The sequence below is a fragment of the Mesorhizobium humile genome (assembly GCF_033977215.1).
GTDB classification, from domain to species: domain Bacteria; phylum Pseudomonadota; class Alphaproteobacteria; order Rhizobiales; family Rhizobiaceae; genus Mesorhizobium; species Mesorhizobium humile.
In genome coordinates this window covers 97152-114216 of sequence record NZ_JAVIIV010000015.1, presented here as the reverse complement: position 1 = coordinate 114216, position 17065 = coordinate 97152, and the positions used below count along the sequence as shown (strand labels likewise).

Genomic DNA, 17065 nt, shown 5'->3' with positions numbered 1-17065 from the left:
ATCGGCCTTCAATATCAACAGTCTCAGGCTATGCGAAAGCCTTTGATCACGCCAGCGGGCGCATCACCGGTCGTCGCCATCGTCATCTGAAGCGGGCCGCCAGCTCGTCGGATCGACTTTCTTCTGCGTGTCGCTGTCGGTGTAGACCCACCAGCCGCCGTCGCGATATTGCCCGACGGATTCGTTGACGACGCCGTCGCCGTCCTTCCACATGATCGTGACTTTGGAGCCGTCCTTGGGCGCGCTCGTGATCGGTTTGCGTTCTGCCATCTCACTCCCTCCCAATCCTACGCCTCATCGGGCTGGCGGAAACGTCCCGCGCAGCTCCGGGTTCCGTCAGCTGTGCGCGAAGATGTCTTCCTCGGCCCAGCCCATCAGGTCGAGCTTGGCTCGCGTCGGCAGGAAACGGAAGCAGGCGTCCGCCTCCCTGGTGCGATTTTCGCGTGCCAGGCGCGCCGCCAGCACCTCGCGCAGACGATGCAGATAGAGCACGTCGGAGGCGGCGTATTCGAGCTGTTCGGGCGAGAGCGTTTCCGCCGCCCAGTCCGAGGATTGCTGCGCCTTGGACAGGCCGATGCCGAGCAATTCGTTGCACAGATCCTTCAGCCCATGGCGGTCGGTATAGGTGCGGGTCAGCCGCGAGGCGATCTTGGTGCAGAACACCGGTTCCGCCATGACGCCGAAGGCATTGTAGAGCACGGCAATGTCGAAGCGGCCGTAATGGAACAGCTTGGTGATCGCGCGGTTCCTGAGCAGGCTGACGAGGTTCGGCGCCTTCTTCTGGCCAGGCGCGATCTGGATGACGTCGGCACTTCCGTCGCCGGGAGAAATCTGCACCACGCAGAGCCGGTCGCGATGCGGGTTCAAGCCCAGCGTTTCCGTGTCGATGGCCACCGCCCCGACATTGTAGCGGGTGAGGTCCGGCAGGTCGTTCTTGTGAAAACGGATGTCTGCGGTCATTCTCTTCTCCGGATCGCGATCTGCAGCGCCGCGCATCTTTTGGGATGCGCAAAGGACGCTGCATAAAAACTAGAAAGCCCGTCCTTGCCGCGATCCGGTGAAAAATCAACCAAAACTTGTTGTTTAGCGGGTCAGCGCATCGAGGATTCGCGCCCAGGACCGCTGCCCCTTGTGGAAGGAGGTCAGCTCGTATTTCTCGTTCGGCGAGTGGATGCGGTCATCGTCGAGGCCGAAGCCGACCAGAAGCGATTCCATGCCAAGATAGGTCTGGAAATCGCCGACCACCGGGATCGAGCCGCCGCCGCCCGTGGTCACCGCCTGCTTCTCCCACTCGTCCGACAGCGCGTCCTTGGCCTTGGTCAGGAACGGCGAATCGTAGGAAAGCTGGATCGCCGGCGAGCCGCCATGCGGGTGGAACTCGACCGAGCAGTCGCCGGGGATGCGCTCGCGCACGAAGGCCTGGAAGGCGGCGCGGATCTTCTTCGGATCCTGCTTGTGGACGAGCCGGAACGACACCTTCGCCGAGGCTTGCGCCGCGATCACCGTCTTGAAACCCTTGCCGGTATAACCGCCGATGATGCCGTTGAATTCCGCCGTCGGCCGCGCCCAGGTGAGCTCGAGCACCGAGCGGCCCTTTTCGCCGGCCGGGATGGAGAGGCCAACCGGTCCGAGGAAGGTCTCGGCCGTCTCGCCGAGCCCTTCCCAGGATTTCAGCACCTGCGAAGGCGTCTCCTCGACGCCGTCATAGAAGCCCGGGATGGTGACGTGGCCGTCCTTGTCGTGGATGTCGGCCAGCACCTTGGCCAGGATGCGGATCGGATTGGCGGCGGGACCGCCATAGAGGCCCGAATGCAGGTCGCGGCTGGCAGCCTTGACGGTGACCTCCTCGCCGACCATGCCGCGCAGCGACACGCAGATCGACGGCGTCTCGCGGTTCCACATGCTGGTGTCGCAGACCAGCGCGAAATCCGCCTTCAGCTCGGCGGCGTTGGCTTCCAGGAACGGCTTCAGCGATGGCGAGCCGGACTCCTCCTCGCCCTCGAACAGGATGGTGACGCGGCACGGCAGATTGCCATGCACCTGCTTCCACGCGCGGCAGGCCTCGACGAAGGTCATCAGCTGCCCCTTGTCGTCGGCCGAGCCTCGTCCGGTGATTATCTTGCGTCCAGGCTCGATCTCCTTGATCGAGGGCGCGAACGGGTCGGTTTCCCACAATTCGATCGGATCGACCGGCTGCACGTCGTAATGGCCGTAGAACAGCACATGCGGCGCGCCCGCCGGTCCCTCGTGATGCGCCACCACCATCGGATGTCCGGGCGTGTCGCGCACACTGGCGTCGAAGCCGATCAGCTTGAGCTCGGCGACCAACCATTCCGCCCCTTTGCGGCAGTCGGCGGCAAAGGCCGGATCGGTGGAGATCGACTTGATGCCGAGCAGGCCGAACAGCCGCCCCAGGCTCTGGTCGAGATTCTGGTCGAGACGGTCGAGGACGGGGGAGATTCTGGACATGCTTTTTGCCTTTCGATTTTGGGCAGACCCTAAAGGGCCACGCCGAAAACGAAAAGCCGCGATCGTTAGACCAACGAGGCAAGGGGCCAGCCGAAAGGCAAAAAAAGACCGCCGTGGTGGAGGGGGAACCACGGCGGTCTCTACTCGAAACGATGCGGCAGCCCGGAGAGGGGGGATAGGCTGCCGCAGTTGCCCGGGATAGGCGGGGGACGGGCCTTACTCCGGACTTCGGCGAAAACTGCCGATGAGATGTATTTGGGTCTGTGAACGTGGCGATTCAAGGGCACGAAAATTACAGTTTTGTAACATGCCCGTGAGCGGCGAATTCCATGCATGTCGCCCAAAACTGTGCAGCGGTTTTGGGAAACGGCATGCACGAACAAAAAGACGCAAAACACGTCACCTGAATCCGTTTCAGCGCGACACGCTTTGGCGGACAGGATCTGTCAGGGGTGTTGCCCGAACCGGTGGGTTCCGCAGCCTTTGGCATGGACCGCGAAGGCTGGCCGCGCTATCCCTGCCGGCATGAAAAAAGGCGATCACCTCTTCCTCGTCGACGGCTCCGGCTACATTTTCCGCGCCTACCACGCGCTGCCGCCGCTCAACCGCAAGTCCGACGGCCTGCCGACCAATGCCGTGCTCGGCTTCTGCAACATGGTTTGGAAGCTGGTGCAGGACGCCCGCAACACCAATGTAGGTGTGGTGCCGACGCATTTCGCCGTCATCTTCGATTATTCCTCGAAAACCTTCCGCAGCGATCTCTACCCTGAATACAAGGCGAACCGCTCGGCGCCGCCGGAAGACCTGATCCCGCAATTCGGGCTGATCCGCCAGGCGACCGTGGCTTTCAACCTGCCCTGCATCGAGATGGAAGGCTTCGAGGCCGACGACATCATCGCCACCTATTGCCGGCTCGCCTGCGAGGTCGGCGCCGACACCACCATCGTCTCCTCCGACAAGGACCTGATGCAGCTGGTCGGCCCGACGGTCGGCATGTACGACCCGATGAAGGACCGCCAGATCGGCATCCCCGAAGTGATCGAGAAATGGGGCGTGCCGCCGGAAAAGATGATTGACCTGCAGGCGCTGACCGGCGACTCGGTCGATAACGTGCCGGGCGTGCCCGGCATCGGCCCGAAGACCGCGGCACAGCTTCTGGAGCAGTTCGGCGATCTCGACGGCCTGCTGGCGCGCGCTTCCGAGATCAAGCAGGACAAGCGGCGCGAGACCATCATCGCCAACGCCGACAAGGCGCGCATCTCGCGCCAGCTGGTGACGCTGAAGAACGACGTACCTATGAAGGAGGGGCTGGACGAGCTGGTCCTGCATGAACCGGACGGCCCGAAGCTGATCGGCTTCCTGAAGACGATGGAGTTCACCACGCTGACGCGCCGCGTCGCCGAGGCGACCGCGACCGAGATCGGCGACGTCCAGGCTTCCGCCGTCACCGTCGAGCGCGCCGATGCCGCGCATGGGCCCGATGTCGGGGCCGGCGCTCCGCCGAGACAGGCAGCAGCCTCATCAAACGGCGCCGCGAAGCCGGCGGTAAGGGGCGAGGACGCGCCGCCGCAGGGCGACACCCCATCCCTCCTCTCGGCGCTGCGGCTGGAGCAGGCGACGGCGCGCAAGATCGATCCCTCGGCCTATGGCGCCATCCGCGATGCGGCGGCGCTCAAGGCCTGGATCGCCGAAGCCCGCGACGCCGGCATCCTTGCGCTCGATGCCGAGACCTCTTCGCCCGACCCGATGCAGGCCGATCTCATCGGCATTTCCATGGCGATCGCGCCCGGCCGCGCCGTCTATGTGCCGCTCGCCCACAAGAGCGGCAATGGCGACCTGCTCGGCGGCGGCATGGTGGAGAACCAGATCCCCGTCCGCGACGCGTTGGCGCTGTTGAAGCCACTGCTTGAGGACCGTTCGGTCCTCAAGATCGTGCAGGACATGAAATACGACATCGTCGTGATGAGCCGGCACGGCATCGAGGTCGGTCCGTTCGACGACACGATGTTGATCTCCTACGTCCTCGACGCCGGCACCTCGGGCGGCCACGACCTCGCCTCGCTGTCGGAGAAGTGGCTTGGCCACGCGCCGGCCTCCAAGAAGGAACTTGCCGGCTCGGGCAAGAATGCCATCGGCTTCGACCAGGTCGATATCGAGCGCGCCACCGCCTATGCCGGCGAGCAGGCCGACTTGGCGCTGCGGCTGTGGCAGTTGCTGAAGCCGAGGCTGGCCGCCAAAGGCCTCGTTTCCGTCTACGAGCGGCTGGAAAGGCCGCTGGTGCCCGTGCTTGCCCGGATGGAACAGCGCGGCATCTCGGTCGATCGCCAGATCCTGTCGCGGCTGTCCGGCGAACTGGCGCAGGGTGCCGCCCGCGTCGAGGAGGAAATTTACGGGATCGTCGGCGAGCGCATCAACATCGGCTCGCCGAAGCAGCTCGGCGACATCCTGTTCGGCAAGATGGGCCTGCCCGGCGGCTCGAAGACCAAGACCGGCCAGTGGTCGACCTCGGCGCAGCTGCTTGAGGACCTCGCCGCCGAAGGCCACGAGCTGCCGCGCAAGATCGTCGACTGGCGTCAGCTGACCAAGCTGAAATCGACCTACACCGACGCGCTGCCCGGCTTCATCAACCCCGGCACCAACCGCGTCCACACCTCCTATGCGCTGGCCGCGACCACGACCGGGCGACTGTCGTCCTCCGATCCCAATCTGCAGAACATCCCGGTGCGCACCGCCGAAGGCCGCAAGATCAGGACCGCCTTCATCGCCGAAAAGGGCCACAAGCTGGTCTCGGCCGACTACAGCCAGATCGAATTGCGCGTGCTTGCCCACGTCGCCGAGATCCCGCAGCTCAAGCAGGCTTTCGCCGACGGCGCCGACATCCACGCCATCACTGCCTCCGAAATGTTCAACGTGCCGGTCGAGGGCATGCCCTCGGAGGTGCGCCGGCGCGCCAAGGCGATCAATTTCGGCATCATCTACGGCATCTCGGCCTTCGGCCTCGCCAACCAGCTGTCGATCCCGCGCGACGAGGCCAGCGCCTACATCAAGCGCTATTTCGAGCGCTTCCCGGGCATCCGCGACTATATCGAGGAAACCAAGGCCTATGCGCGCGAGCACGGCTTTGTCGAAACCATCTTCGGCCGCCGCATCCACTATCCGGAGATAAGGTCGTCCAACCCGTCGATCCGCGCCTTCAACGAGCGCGCCTCGATCAACGCCAGGCTGCAAGGCACCGCCGCCGACATCATCCGCCGCGCCATGGTGCATATGGAGGAGGCGCTGGACAAGGCGAAGCTCTCCGCCCGCATGCTGTTGCAGGTGCATGACGAGCTGATCTTCGAAACGGTGGAAGCGGAGGTCGAGGCGACGATTCCCGTCGTGCGCCGCGTGATGGAAAACGCGCCGATGCCGGCTGTCTCGATGTCGGTGCCGCTGCATGTCGATGCGCGGGCTGCTAACAACTGGGACGAGGCGCATTAGGCGGCATGCCGAGAGGCGCCGCGATCCGTCGCCCCCCTCTCTGTCCGGCAGGACAGAGAGGGGGGCTTCGCGCCGGCATTAAAAGGCTAAGTCGTATAGAGCTAAGCAGCTTCGGCCCGACACTTGGCGCAAACCCCACGAAACTCGATCACCGCCTTCTTGGCCGCGAATCCCGTCGAGCGCACCCACTCGTCCAGCCGGTGGTCGACATCGTGGTCGGACATCTCCGTCACCTGGCCGCAATTGTCGCAGATGGCAAAGGCCGTCATCGAATGGCTGTGGTCGTGCGGCTCGGCGCAGGCGACGAAGGAATTGAGGCTCTCCAGCCGGTGCACCAAGCCGGACTTCACCAGCGTGTCGAGCGCCCGGTAAACCTGCAATGGCGCGCGAAAACCGCGCTCGCGCAGTTGGTCGAGCAGTGTATAGGCGCTGAGCGGCCCGCTCGACGCCTCGAGCTTCTCGAGCACGCAGAGCTGGTTCTTGGTCAGCGCATCTCTTGCCGTCATCTTGTTCGCCCAGTTGGCGCCCGCGCGAAATCTCGCATGCGGACGACTTCAATTCTCCTGAGATAGCGACGAACGAGTGATTTTGCCACTGTTTCCGCAGCGCATCCCTTCCGGTGCGCGCCGGGCCAGATGGTTCGCCGGCTAATCGCTACTTGCGCGGCGGCCCCTTGCGTTCGGCAGAAGCCGCCCACAGGTTGATGTCGGACTCGCGCGCGTAAGTGTCGATCTCGGCCAGTTCGGCATCGGAGAACTCGAGCGCCTTGAGCGCGCCGACGCAATCCTCGACCTGTTCGGGCCGGCTGGCGCCGATCAGCGCCGTCGTCACGCGGCCCTTGCGCAGCACCCAGGCCAGCGCCATCTGCGCCAGCGTCTGGCCGCGGCGGCCGGCAACGGCGTTGAGCGCCTTGATGTTGGCGATCGACTTGTCGTTGATGAAGGCAGGCTTGAGCGACTTGCCTTGCGATGCACGGCTGCCATCGGGAATACCGCCGAGATATTTGTCGGTCAGCATGCCCTGCGCCAGCGGCGAGAACACGATCGAGCCGATGCCGAGCCCCTCCAGCGTGTCGAGCAGCCCGTCTTCCTCAACCCAGCGGTTGAGCATCGAATAGCTCGGCTGGTGGATCAGGCAGGGCGTGCCGAGCTGCCTCAATATGTCGGCCGCCTCGCGCGTGCGCTGCGAATTGTAGGACGAGATGCCGGCATAGAGCGCCTTGCCCGAGCGCACCGCGTGGTCGAGCGCCCCCATCGTTTCCTCGAGCGGTGTCTCGGGGTCGAAACGGTGCGAATAGAAGATGTCGACATAGTCGAGCCCCATGCGCTTGAGGCTCTGGTCGAGGCTGGCCAGCACATACTTGCGGCTGCCCCATTCGCCATACGGGCCGGCCCACATCTCGTAGCCGGCCTTGGTCGAAATGATCAGCTCGTCGCGATAGCCTGCGAAATCGCTGCGCAGGATCTCGCCGAACGCGGTTTCCGCCGAGCCGGGAGGCGGGCCGTAATTGTTGGCGAGGTCGAAATGCGTGATGCCGAGGTCGAAGGCCTTGCGCACGAGCGCCTGCTTGGTCTTGTGCGGCGTGTCGTTGCCGAAATTGTGCCACAGCCCGAGCGAGATCACCGGCAGCTTCAGGCCGGACCGCCCGCAGCGGTTGTAGATCATCTTCTCGTAGCGGTTCTCGGCGGCGACATAGGGCATGGGGAATCCTCGGGATACAAGCGGCGCAGAGATCGCCACCAGATAAATTGAATCGATGCTTGCCCCTCATCATTACCCTCTCCCCGCCGGAACGGGGAGAGGGGTTGCCACCTACTTTTTCTTCGCCAGCAGCGCCTTCGCGTCCTTGACGCCGAGCGCGGCCGGCCGCTCGCAGCTCGTCTGCATGGCGACATATTTGCCGCTTTCGCCGGAACGCAGGATGCCGGTCATCACATCGACGGCGTGCAGCGCCAGCTCCATCGAGCAGCGATGCGGCCGCCCTTCGGCGATCGCGATCGCCATGTCGGCAAGGCCGGCGGTGCGGTAGTTGGCCATCATGCCCTGGCCATGCATCTCGTTCGGCACACCGAACGGATGGTTCCATTTCGGCAGCTTCTTCACCGGCTTTGTGCCATTGGTGAAGCGCACCTCGCCGCCGAAGAAGTTCGGGTCCGGCACGAAGACGGTGCCCAATTCGCCATAGAGCTCCATCGGCGCGTGGCCGTGGCTCCAGACGTCCCAGCTGGTGTTGAGCGTGATCACCGCGCCATTGGCGAATTCGAGCAGCGCATGGATGGTGGTCGGCGTGTTCACCGGGATCTTTTCGCCCGCGCGCGGTTTCGACGAGATCGTCCGTTCCTTCGCTGGTGTCGTCGCGAAAGCCGCCACCTGCTTCACCGGCCCGATCAGCTGGATCAGGTTGGTGACATAATACGGCCCGATGTCCAGCACCGGACCGGCGCCCGGCTGGAAGAAGAAGTCCGGGTTGGGGTGCCAGTGCTCCATGCCATGGCCCATCACATGGCAGGTGCCGCTGGTGATCGCGCCGAGCTTGCCGCTGTCGATGAGATCGCGCACCAGCTGGTGCGCGCCGCCGAGGAACGTATCCGGGGCCGAACCGATGCGCAGGCCTTTCTTCTCGGCCTGTTTCTTGAGATCGAGCCCTTCCTCGATCGACAGCACGAACGGCTTTTCCGAATAGACATGCTTGCCGGCGTCGAGCACCGCTTTCGACACTTCATAGTGCACGGCCGGGATCGTCAGGTTGACGATGATGTCGATCTCGTCGTCCTTGAGCAGGTCGTCGACCGTCTCGGCGCGCAGCTTGAACTCCTTTGCCCGCGCTTTCGCGGCATCCATGTTGATATCCGCGCAGGCGCGCATCTTGATGCCGTGGAACAGCGGCGACAGCGAGAAATACGCCTTCGATATGTTGCCGCAGCCGATGACGCCGACGCCAAGTTTCTCTGCCATTTCGATTACTCCTGCCAGCTCTTGGCTGCCGCGATCGATCGCCGGGCATAGCGCTCGATGTCGTTGGGGTTGTCCTGCTCCATGATGAAATACTGCGCCGCGCTCTTGGCGCGCAATGTCTTGAACAGGCCCGCCCAGTCGATCGTGCCGTGGCCGACATCGGACCAGCCGTCCTCGTCCAGTCCCTCGCCGGGCTTGGCCATGTCCTTGACGTGGACGGCGACGATGCGCTTGCCGTGCTTTTCGATCCAGGGCAGCGGATCGGCGCCGCCGCGCACCACCCAGGCGACGTCCATCTCCCAGCCGATATCAGGCGCGGCGGACAGGATATGGTCCTGCGGCAGCGAGCCGTCGGCAAGTGCCTTGAATTCGAAATCGTGGTTGTGCCAGGCAAAGCCGTAGCCGGCCTTCTTGGCGGTCTCGCCCGCCTTGGCCAGGCGCTCGCCGAAGCCGCGCCAGCCGGCGGCGTCGGACGGGCGCTGGTCGGGCATCAGATAGGGGCAGATCATGAGCTTGATGCCGAGCGCGTCGGCGATTTTGCGCACGCCGTCGAAATCGTTCTCCAGCGCGTCGATCGAGAAATGCCCGGTCGGCATCGCAAGCCCGTTCTTGTCGAGCTCGGCGCGAAAAGCTTTCGGGTCGTCATAGACGCCGCCAAAGCCTTCGACCTGTTTGTAGCCGAGCTCGCCGAGCATTTTCACCACGCCGTTCCATGGCTGGAAATTGCGGGCGCTGTAGAGTTGGAATGACCAGTTCATCTGTCCTGTCCGTTCTGCTTGGGGGATGATTTTTCGGGGGTTAGAGGCGGCTGTCGGTCTCGGCGTCGAACAGCGAAGCGCGCGCCGGATCGAAGCCGATGCGGATCGCATCGCCGTTGTGCAGCGTCTTGTCGGCTTCGACGCGGAAGGAAAGGATTTGGCCGCCGAGCTTTGTCCACACCAGCGTGTCGGAGCCCATCGGATCGACGATCTCGACGGTGGACTCGGCGGTGAACGGCATGGCCCTCGCCGCTTCGCCGAAAGCAATATGCTCGGGCCGGATGCCGAAGACGCAGGGCTTGGCGGCGCGACCTCCATCGCTGTCGAACTGATAGCGGGCGAGCGGCACCGACATGCCGTCGGCCTTGAACACCGGCGCCTCGCCCGCTTCGAGCCGACCCTTGAGAAAATTCATCGCAGGCGAACCGAGGAAGCCGGCGACGAAGCGGTTGACGGGGCGGTTGTAGATCGTCTGCGGCGCGTCGAGCTGCTGGATCACGCCGCCCTTCATCACCGCGATGCGGTCGGCCAGCGTCATCGCCTCGATCTGGTCGTGGGTGACATAGATCATCGTGTTCTTGAGCCTGCGATGCAGAAGCTTGATCTCGACGCGCAGCTCGGAACGCAGCTTGGCATCGAGATTGGAGAGCGGCTCGTCGAACAGGAAGACGTCGACGTCGCGCACCAGCGCACGGCCGATCGCCACGCGCTGACGCTGGCCGCCGGACAGCGCCGAGGGCTTGCGCTGCAAGAGCGGGCCGATTTGCAGGATCTCGGCGGCGCGGGCGATGCGTTTGGCGATCTCCTCCTTCGGCACGCCGGCGACACGCAGGCCGAAGGAAAGGTTCTTCTCCACCGTCATCTGCGGATAGAGCGCGTAGGACTGGAACACCATGCCGATGCCGCGGTCCTTCGGCTCTTCCCAGGTGACGTTCTTGCCCTTGATGAAGATGCGCCCGTCCGAAATGTCGAGCAGGCCGGCTATGCAGTTGAGCAAGGTCGACTTGCCGCAGCCGGACGGGCCGAGCAGCACGATGAACTCGCCCTCGGCGACATCCAGGTTGAGTGTCTGCAGCACCGAGACGGCGCCGAAATTGAGCGACAGGTCCTGGATCGAAACGCTTGCATTGGCGATTTCAGCTTCCATCATCATCCTTTCACCGCGCCGGCGGCGATGCCGCGCACGAAGAGCTTGCCGGAAATGAAGTAGACGATGAGCGGAACCAGCCCGGTGAGGATGGTCGCGGCCATGTTGACGTTGTATTCCTTCACGCCCTGCACCGAGTTGACGATGTTGTTGAGCTGCACCGTCATCGGATAGGTGTCGGGGCGCGTGTAGACGACGCCGAACAGGAAGTCGTTCCAGATGCCCGTCACCTGCAGGATGATGGCGACGACGAAGATCGGCAGCGACATCGGCAGCATGATGCGCAGATAAATGCCCCAGAAGCCGGCGCCGTCGACGCGCGCCGCGCGGAACAGTTCCTCCGGCATCGAGGTGAAGTAATTGCGGAAGAGCAGCGTCAGGATCGGCATGCCGAAGATCGAATGCACGATCACCAGGCCGGTCAGCGAGCCGTAGATGCCGATCTCGCGCAGGATGATGACGATCGGATAGATCATCACCTGGTAGGGGATGAAGGCGCCGACGATCAGGATGATGAAGAAGGTGTCGGCGCCCTTGAAACGCCAGTTGGCCAAGGCATAGCCGTTCACCGAGGCGATCGCGATCGAGAGCAACACCGACGGCACCGTGATGCGCACCGAATTCCAAAAGCCGCGCGAGAGCCCGTCACAGTTGAGCCCTGTGCACGCTGTCGCCCAGGCTTTCACCCAGGGCTCGAAGGTGATCTCCACCGGTGGCGAGAAGATGTTGCCGAGGCGGATCTCCGGCATGCCCTTCAGCGACGTGACGATCATCACATAGAGCGGCAAGAGATAATAGAGCGCCACGACGATCAGCGTGCCGTAGAGGAAGATGTTGCGGCGCGACAGCACGTGCCGCGGCTTCGGCCCACTCGGGCCGGCGGCATCGCGCCTGAGCGCTTGCGCGCTGGTGGACAGGGAGGCGACGTCAGCCACGCTTCTTGCCTCCGAATTCGAGATAGGCCCAGGGCACGATGACGATCACCACCGACAACAGCATCATGGTCGAGGCGGCAAACCCCTGTCCGAGATTCTGGGCGAAGAACATGTAGTCGTAGACGTATTTCGCCGGTACTTCGGAGGCGATGCCGGGGCCGCCGCTGGTCTGCGCCACGACCAGGTCGTAGACCTTGACGATGCCGGCGGCGATGATCACCAGCGTGGTGATGAAGACCGGCCGCATCATCGGGATGACGATGAAGAGATAGGTCTTCCAGGTCGGAATGCCGTCCACCCTCGCCGCCTTCCAGATGTCCTCGTCGATGCCGCGCAGGCCAGCCAGCATCAGGCACATGATCAAGCCCGTGCCCTGCCACAGCGCCGCGATCGAAATGCCGTAGATGACGATGCTGGAATTGTAGAGCGGGTCGAAGCTGAAGCTCGTCCAGCCAAGGTCGCGCACGACGCGCTGGACGCCGAAATCCGGATTGAGCAGCCATTGCCAGACCAGCCCGGTGACGATGAAGGACAGCGCGAAGGGATAGAGGAAGATCGTGCGGAACGTGTCCTCGAAGCGGATCTTCTGGTCGAGCAGGGCTGCAAGCAGGAAGCCGATGACCAGCGAGAACACCAGCGAGATGACGCCGTAGATCAGAAGATTCTCGATCGACACCAGCCAGCGCGATGTCGACCAGAGCCGGTGATACTGGTCGAGCCCGACGAAATTGAGCCGCGGCAACAGCTTCGAATTGGTGAAGGAGTAGAGAACCGTCCACGCCGTGCCGCCGACGAACACCACAAGCGCAGTGAGCACCATCGGGATCGATGCGACCTTGGCGTTCAGGTTACGGAAAAGCTGGTTAGGGCGTTCGCTGTTGCTCATCTCGGCAGCCGGGCTGGGACAATGAGGACGTCATGCTCCCGACCCCCGATAGGCTGGGGCCGGGAGCGGGCGGGGGCGCCGGTTGTCAGTCCGCCGAACCGATGATCTCGGCGAAGCGCTTCTGCGCCTCTTCGACGGTCATGTCGGGCTTGGCGAAGAACTCGGAGAACAGGTCTTCCTTCTGCTTCTGGGTGTCCTGCGAAAGCAGTTGGTCCGTCCACGGCATGACCGCGCCCTTGGCGAGGATGGCGAGGCCCTTCTTCATGCAATCGTTGGCCGTGCCGAGGTCGACGTCGCCGCGCACCGGCAGCGAGCCCTTCTTGAGGTTGAAGGCAACCTGGGTCTTCGGATCGAGCAAGGTCTCCGCCAGAACTTCCTGTGCCTTGGCCTTGTCGGCATCCTTGAGCAGCGGGAAGTAGAAGGCGTCGCCGCCGGTAGCGATGACTTCGTTCAGGCCGAGGCCGGGCAGGCAGGTATAGTCCTTGCCGGCGGTCTTGCCGGCGACCTGGAACTCGCCCTGCGCCCAGTCGCCCATGATCTGGCCGGCAGCCTTGCCGGTGATGACCAGATTGGTCGCCTGGTTCCAGTCCTGCACATTGGTGTTCTTGGCCATCTTGCGGGCGTCGTCCGCCGCCTTGAACACCTTGGCGATCTCCGGACCGGCCGCAAAGGTGGCGTCCTTGTTCTTGTAGACCTTGAGGAAGGTGTCAGTGCCGCCAACAGCGGCCATCAGCACGTCGAAGGCGCCGGAAGCCTGCCAGGGCTGCCCGCCGACGGCGAGCGGAATGATGCCTGCCTTTTCCAGCGCCGGCGCGTCCGCCACGAATTCATTCCAGTCCTTCGGCAGCGGCAGGCCGGCCTTCTGGAAGGCCTCGTTGGACAGCCACAGCCACTGCCAGGAATGGATATTGACCGGCACGCAATAGATCTTGCCGCCGATGGTGCAGCTGTCGAGCAGGCTCTTCGGCCGCACGACCTCGGTCCACTTGCCCTTGGTGGCGATGTCGGTGAGGTCGCGCATCAGCCCGGCCTGCACCAGCTCCTCCGCCTGCCGGCCGTGGTTGAACTGCGTGGCGCCCATCGGATCGCCGCCGGTGATGCGGCTGATCATGATCGGCCGCGCCGTGCCGCCGGAGCCCGCAATGGCGCCGTCGACCCAGTGATTGCCTGTCGCGTCGAATGCCTTGGCAAGCTCGGCAACCGCCGCCGCCTCGCCGCCGGAAGTCCACCAATGGGTGACTTCCAGGTCGGTCGCGGCCGCCGGGCCGGCGACGTTGAACGCAACCGTCGCGGCAAAGGCGGCAGTCATGAATTTGTATTGCATTTCGGCTTCCTCCCAGAATCTGAAACGTTACAGATTTTCGATACGGCAAATGAACTGCATAGGCAACCCCTCGCCTCAAAACCAATCAAGATTTTTTCGAGGCCCGAACAAAATCTCTCTTCTGGGATGGCAATGCCAACGTCGGAACAGTTGTTTGGTGGCAAAACCCAGCCTGAAGCCGAGATTTCTTTGTGATTCCAGAGACTTTCGGTTCGCCTCCGCAGCGCAATGGAATGCTTCCGGCCCTGCCGGCCGCTCACGAAGATTGGCAACCTGTAACGTTTCAGTATATTGAACCAGGCGACATGCTGAAGGTCGCGCAATTGTCAACGCCGCACGATTGCCGGCCGGCCTTGCGGCTGCTATGCGCCTGACGGGCGGGACGAATGGATAGACGGGTAACGAAGAAGGGCGACGACGACACGTCGGGCAAGGAGCGGCCGACTCTGAAGACGCTTGCCTTCATGACCGGACTTGGCGTCACGACGGTCTCGCGCGCGCTGAAGGATGCGCCGGAAATCGGCGCCGAGACCAGGCGCCGTGTCCAGCTCGTCGCCAAGCAGATCGGCTATCGCCCGAACCGCGCCGGCGTACGCTTGAGAACCGGCAAGACCAACGTCATCTCGCTTGTGCTGAACACCGAGCACGAGCTGATGAGCTTCGTTTCGGACATCATCTACGGCGTCACCGAGGTGATCGCCGACACGCCCTACCATTTGATCGTCACGCCCTATTCGCGCTCGCAGGATCCGCTCGACCCGGTGCGCTATCTGGTCGAGACGGGCTCGGCCGACGGCGTCATCATCTCGCGTACCCAGCCCAACGACCCGCGGGCGCGTTACATGCTGGAGCGCGGCATCCCCTTCGCCACGCATGGCCGCACCGACATGGGGCTAGTGCATCCCTATCATGACTTCGACAATTACGCCTTTGCCGGCGAAGCGGTTCGCGCGCTCGCCGCCAACGGCCGCAACCGGCTCGCCCTCGTGACACCGCCGATTGGCCTCACCTATTACCGCTATACGGTGAACGGCTTTGCCGATGCGCTGAGCGAGGTCGGCGCCTCGGAGGTGCCGTTCAATACCGTCTCCATCGACCAGTCGATCGAGCAGATCAGGATGCGGACTGCGCAGTTGATGCGGCGCAAGGACCGGCCGGACGGCTTCGTCAGCAGCGCCGCCGCCGCCACGCTCGCCATCGTGGCCGGCATCGAGGACGCCGGGCTGAAGCTCGGCCGCGACGTCGACGTGGTCTCAAAACAATCGTCGGAACTGCTGCATCTGTTCCGGCGCGAGCTGCTTGTCGTCAACGAGAATTTCCGGCTCGCCGGCTCCGAGCTCGCCAAGGCCGTGCTCGGCTGGATCGGCGGCGCTGATCCAGGCACGCTGCAATCGCTCAGCACGCCGAGCGAGGTCTTGCCCTATCGCGGTTAGCTCTGGTTCGTTGGAGATTGGTCGAAGCTCCTCAGCTTCGTCATTCCAGGGCGAAGCAGGAGCGAAGCTCCGTCGCGGAGACCCTGGAATCCATGCCGTGACCTTGGCCAGAAAACGCAGCGGAGCAGAATTCTGCACAGTTGCGACACTCGGATGTCACGGAATGGATTCTAGGGTCTGCGCGCGTCGCTTCGCTCCTTGCTCCGCCCTAGAATGACGACCAAGCCTAGGCCGCTCCACTCCCCCACGGGCCGTGGAACGCCCCCTCTTCCCCGATGCGCTCAAAGCCATGCGCGCCGAAGAAATCGCGCTGCGCCTGGATGAGGTTCGAGGTGCCGCGTCCCTGGCGGTAGCTGTCGAAATAGGCAAGCGCCGAGGACAGCGCCGGCACCGGCGAGCCAGCCTCGGAGGCGCGCGCCACGATGCGCCTCAGCGACGGATGCGCCTCCTTCATCATGGCGATGAAGGCCGGCGCCATCAAAAGGTTGGTGGACGCGCTGCCCGAGCCGAAGGCCTCGGCCATCGTGTCCAGCATCTGCGAGCGGATGATGCAGCCGGCGCGCCAGATCTTGGCGATGGTCGGCATCGGCAGGTTCCAGTTGAACTCCTTCGAAGCGCCGCTCATCACCGCAAAACCCTGCGCATAAGCCGCGATCTTGCCGGCGAACAATGCGAGCTCCAGGTCCTTGAGCAGCGCGGCCCTGTCGCCCGAGATCTTTTCAACGCCGATATCGCCATAGGCCTTTTCCGCCGCCTGGCGCTCGTCCTTGATCGACGAGAGCACGCGCGCCGCCACCGCCGCCTCGATGGCCGTCGCCGGAATGCCGAGCTGCTGCGCCTCGATGACCGACCATTTGCCGGTGCCCTTCTGCCCGGCGCGGTCGAGGATGATGTCGACCACCGGCTTGCCGGTCTTCGCGTCGCCGGCGGCCAGCACTTTGGCGGTGATCTCGATCAGGTAGGAGTTGAGCCGGCCCTGGTTCCAGCCGTCGAAGACCTTGCCGATCTCCTTGGGCGCCATGCCGAGCCCGTCGCGCAATATGCCGTAGATCTCGGCGATCATCTGCATGTCGGCATATTCGATGCCGTTGTGGATGGTTTTCACGAAATGCCCGGCGCCGTCATGCCCGAGCCAGGCGGCGCAGGGCTCGTCCTTGAACTTGGCGGAAATCGCCGTCAGCACGTTCTCGACGCGCTTCCAGGACTCCTCGGTGCCGCCGACCATGATCGACGGACCGTGACGCGCGCCTTCCTCGCCGCCCGAAACGCCCATGCCGATGAAGGTCAGGCCCGAGCCGGACAGCTCGGAGAAGCGGCGCATCGTGTCGCGGAAATTGGCGTTGCCGGCATCGATGACGATGTCGTTGTTGGAGAGCACGCCGCGCAGTGCCGCGATCTGCTCGTCGACCGGCTTGCCGGCCAGCACCATGATGATGATCGGCCGCGGCGGCCGGATCGCCGCGGCGAGTTCCTCCAGGCTGTAGCACGGGACGACCATGTCTTTCAGCGAACCGGCGCTCTCGACGAAGGCGTCGGTGCGCGATGGCGTGCGGTTGAAGACGGCGATGCGGTGCCCGTGCTCGGCTATGTTGAGCGCCAGGTTGGAGCCCATCGTGCCAAGGCCGATCAGGCCGATTTCGGCTTTTTCCATCGTTTCTTCCCTACTTCCGGATGCTTG

Annotated in this window: 14 protein-coding genes; 2 read left to right on the top strand and 12 right to left on the bottom strand. The window is 63.8% G+C overall.

Annotated features, from left to right (window positions below; all coding sequences use genetic code 11):
• Nucleotides 1-63 precede the first annotated feature (63 nt).
• The 3 genes from RFM52_RS21685 to RFM52_RS21675 all read right to left on the bottom strand — a co-directional run bounded on the left by RFM52_RS21685 (nt 64) and on the right by RFM52_RS21675 (nt 2469).
• Entirely contained in the window at nt 64-270 is a 207-nt protein-coding gene (locus RFM52_RS21685; RefSeq protein WP_320296917.1) for a hypothetical protein, read from the bottom strand.
• A 66-nt stretch (nt 271-336) separates the two neighbouring features.
• The gene (locus RFM52_RS21680) at nt 337-960 is read right to left on the bottom strand and encodes a ribonuclease D (protein WP_320296918.1); all 624 of its coding nucleotides are present in this window, start codon (nt 958-960) and stop codon (nt 337-339) included.
• Between the two features lie 123 nt (nt 961-1083).
• Nucleotides 1084-2469, bottom strand: coding sequence for a M20/M25/M40 family metallo-hydrolase (locus tag RFM52_RS21675; protein ID WP_320296919.1), 1386 nt, complete (start codon nt 2467-2469; stop codon nt 1084-1086).
• 525 nt (nt 2470-2994) lie between these two features.
• Here RFM52_RS21675 and polA point away from each other — a divergent pair.
• Nucleotides 2995-5949: a DNA polymerase I gene (polA, locus tag RFM52_RS21670; RefSeq protein ID WP_320296920.1), complete on the top strand. Its 2955-nt coding sequence runs from the start codon at nt 2995-2997 to the stop codon at nt 5947-5949.
• Between the two features lie 101 nt (nt 5950-6050).
• On the opposite strand, the gene RFM52_RS21665 is transcribed toward polA, so the two are convergent.
• The 8 genes from RFM52_RS21665 to RFM52_RS21630 form a co-directional block, all read right to left on the bottom strand.
• Nucleotides 6051-6455 (bottom strand): Fur family transcriptional regulator, encoded by a 405-nt coding sequence (locus tag RFM52_RS21665; RefSeq protein WP_320296921.1) that lies wholly within the window; start codon nt 6453-6455, stop codon nt 6051-6053.
• A 148-nt stretch (nt 6456-6603) separates the two neighbouring features.
• The gene (gene mgrA, locus RFM52_RS21660; protein ID WP_320296922.1) at nt 6604-7650 is read right to left on the bottom strand and encodes an L-glyceraldehyde 3-phosphate reductase; all 1047 of its coding nucleotides are present in this window, start codon (nt 7648-7650) and stop codon (nt 6604-6606) included.
• Nucleotides 7651-7761: 111 nt separating this feature from the next.
• Entirely contained in the window at nt 7762-8904 is a 1143-nt protein-coding gene (locus RFM52_RS21655) for a Gfo/Idh/MocA family protein (RefSeq protein WP_320296923.1), read from the bottom strand.
• 5 nt (nt 8905-8909) lie between these two features.
• Nucleotides 8910-9662 carry a sugar phosphate isomerase/epimerase family protein gene (locus RFM52_RS21650; RefSeq protein WP_320296924.1) on the bottom strand — a complete coding sequence of 251 codons (753 nt, stop codon included), beginning with the start codon at nt 9660-9662 and terminating at the stop codon, nt 8910-8912.
• Nucleotides 9663-9702: 40 nt separating this feature from the next.
• Nucleotides 9703-10812 (bottom strand): ABC transporter ATP-binding protein, encoded by a 1110-nt coding sequence (locus RFM52_RS21645; protein ID WP_320297025.1) that lies wholly within the window; start codon nt 10810-10812, stop codon nt 9703-9705.
• The gene (locus tag RFM52_RS21640; protein ID WP_320296925.1) at nt 10812-11744 is read right to left on the bottom strand and encodes a carbohydrate ABC transporter permease; all 933 of its coding nucleotides are present in this window, start codon (nt 11742-11744) and stop codon (nt 10812-10814) included. The genes RFM52_RS21645 and RFM52_RS21640 overlap by 1 nt, the downstream gene beginning before the upstream one ends.
• Nucleotides 11737-12630: a carbohydrate ABC transporter permease gene (locus tag RFM52_RS21635; RefSeq protein ID WP_320296926.1), complete on the bottom strand. Its 894-nt coding sequence runs from the start codon at nt 12628-12630 to the stop codon at nt 11737-11739. Before RFM52_RS21635 ends, RFM52_RS21640 begins: the two co-directional genes overlap by 8 nt.
• 85 nt (nt 12631-12715) lie before the next feature.
• On the bottom strand, nt 12716-13954 hold the full coding sequence (locus RFM52_RS21630) for an ABC transporter substrate-binding protein (RefSeq protein WP_320296927.1): 1239 nt from the start codon (nt 13952-13954) through the stop codon (nt 12716-12718).
• 386 nt (nt 13955-14340) lie between these two features.
• Here RFM52_RS21630 and RFM52_RS21625 point away from each other — a divergent pair, with 386 nt between their 5' ends.
• Nucleotides 14341-15387, top strand: a complete 1047-nt coding sequence (locus RFM52_RS21625; protein WP_320296928.1) for a LacI family DNA-binding transcriptional regulator — start codon at nt 14341-14343, stop codon at nt 15385-15387.
• Between the two features lie 226 nt (nt 15388-15613).
• On the opposite strand, the gene gndA is transcribed toward RFM52_RS21625, so the two are convergent.
• Complete coding sequence (gene gndA / locus RFM52_RS21620) at nt 15614-17038, bottom strand: NADP-dependent phosphogluconate dehydrogenase (protein ID WP_320296929.1); 1425 nt, start codon at nt 17036-17038, stop codon at nt 15614-15616.
• Between the last annotated feature and the right edge of the window lie 27 nt (nt 17039-17065).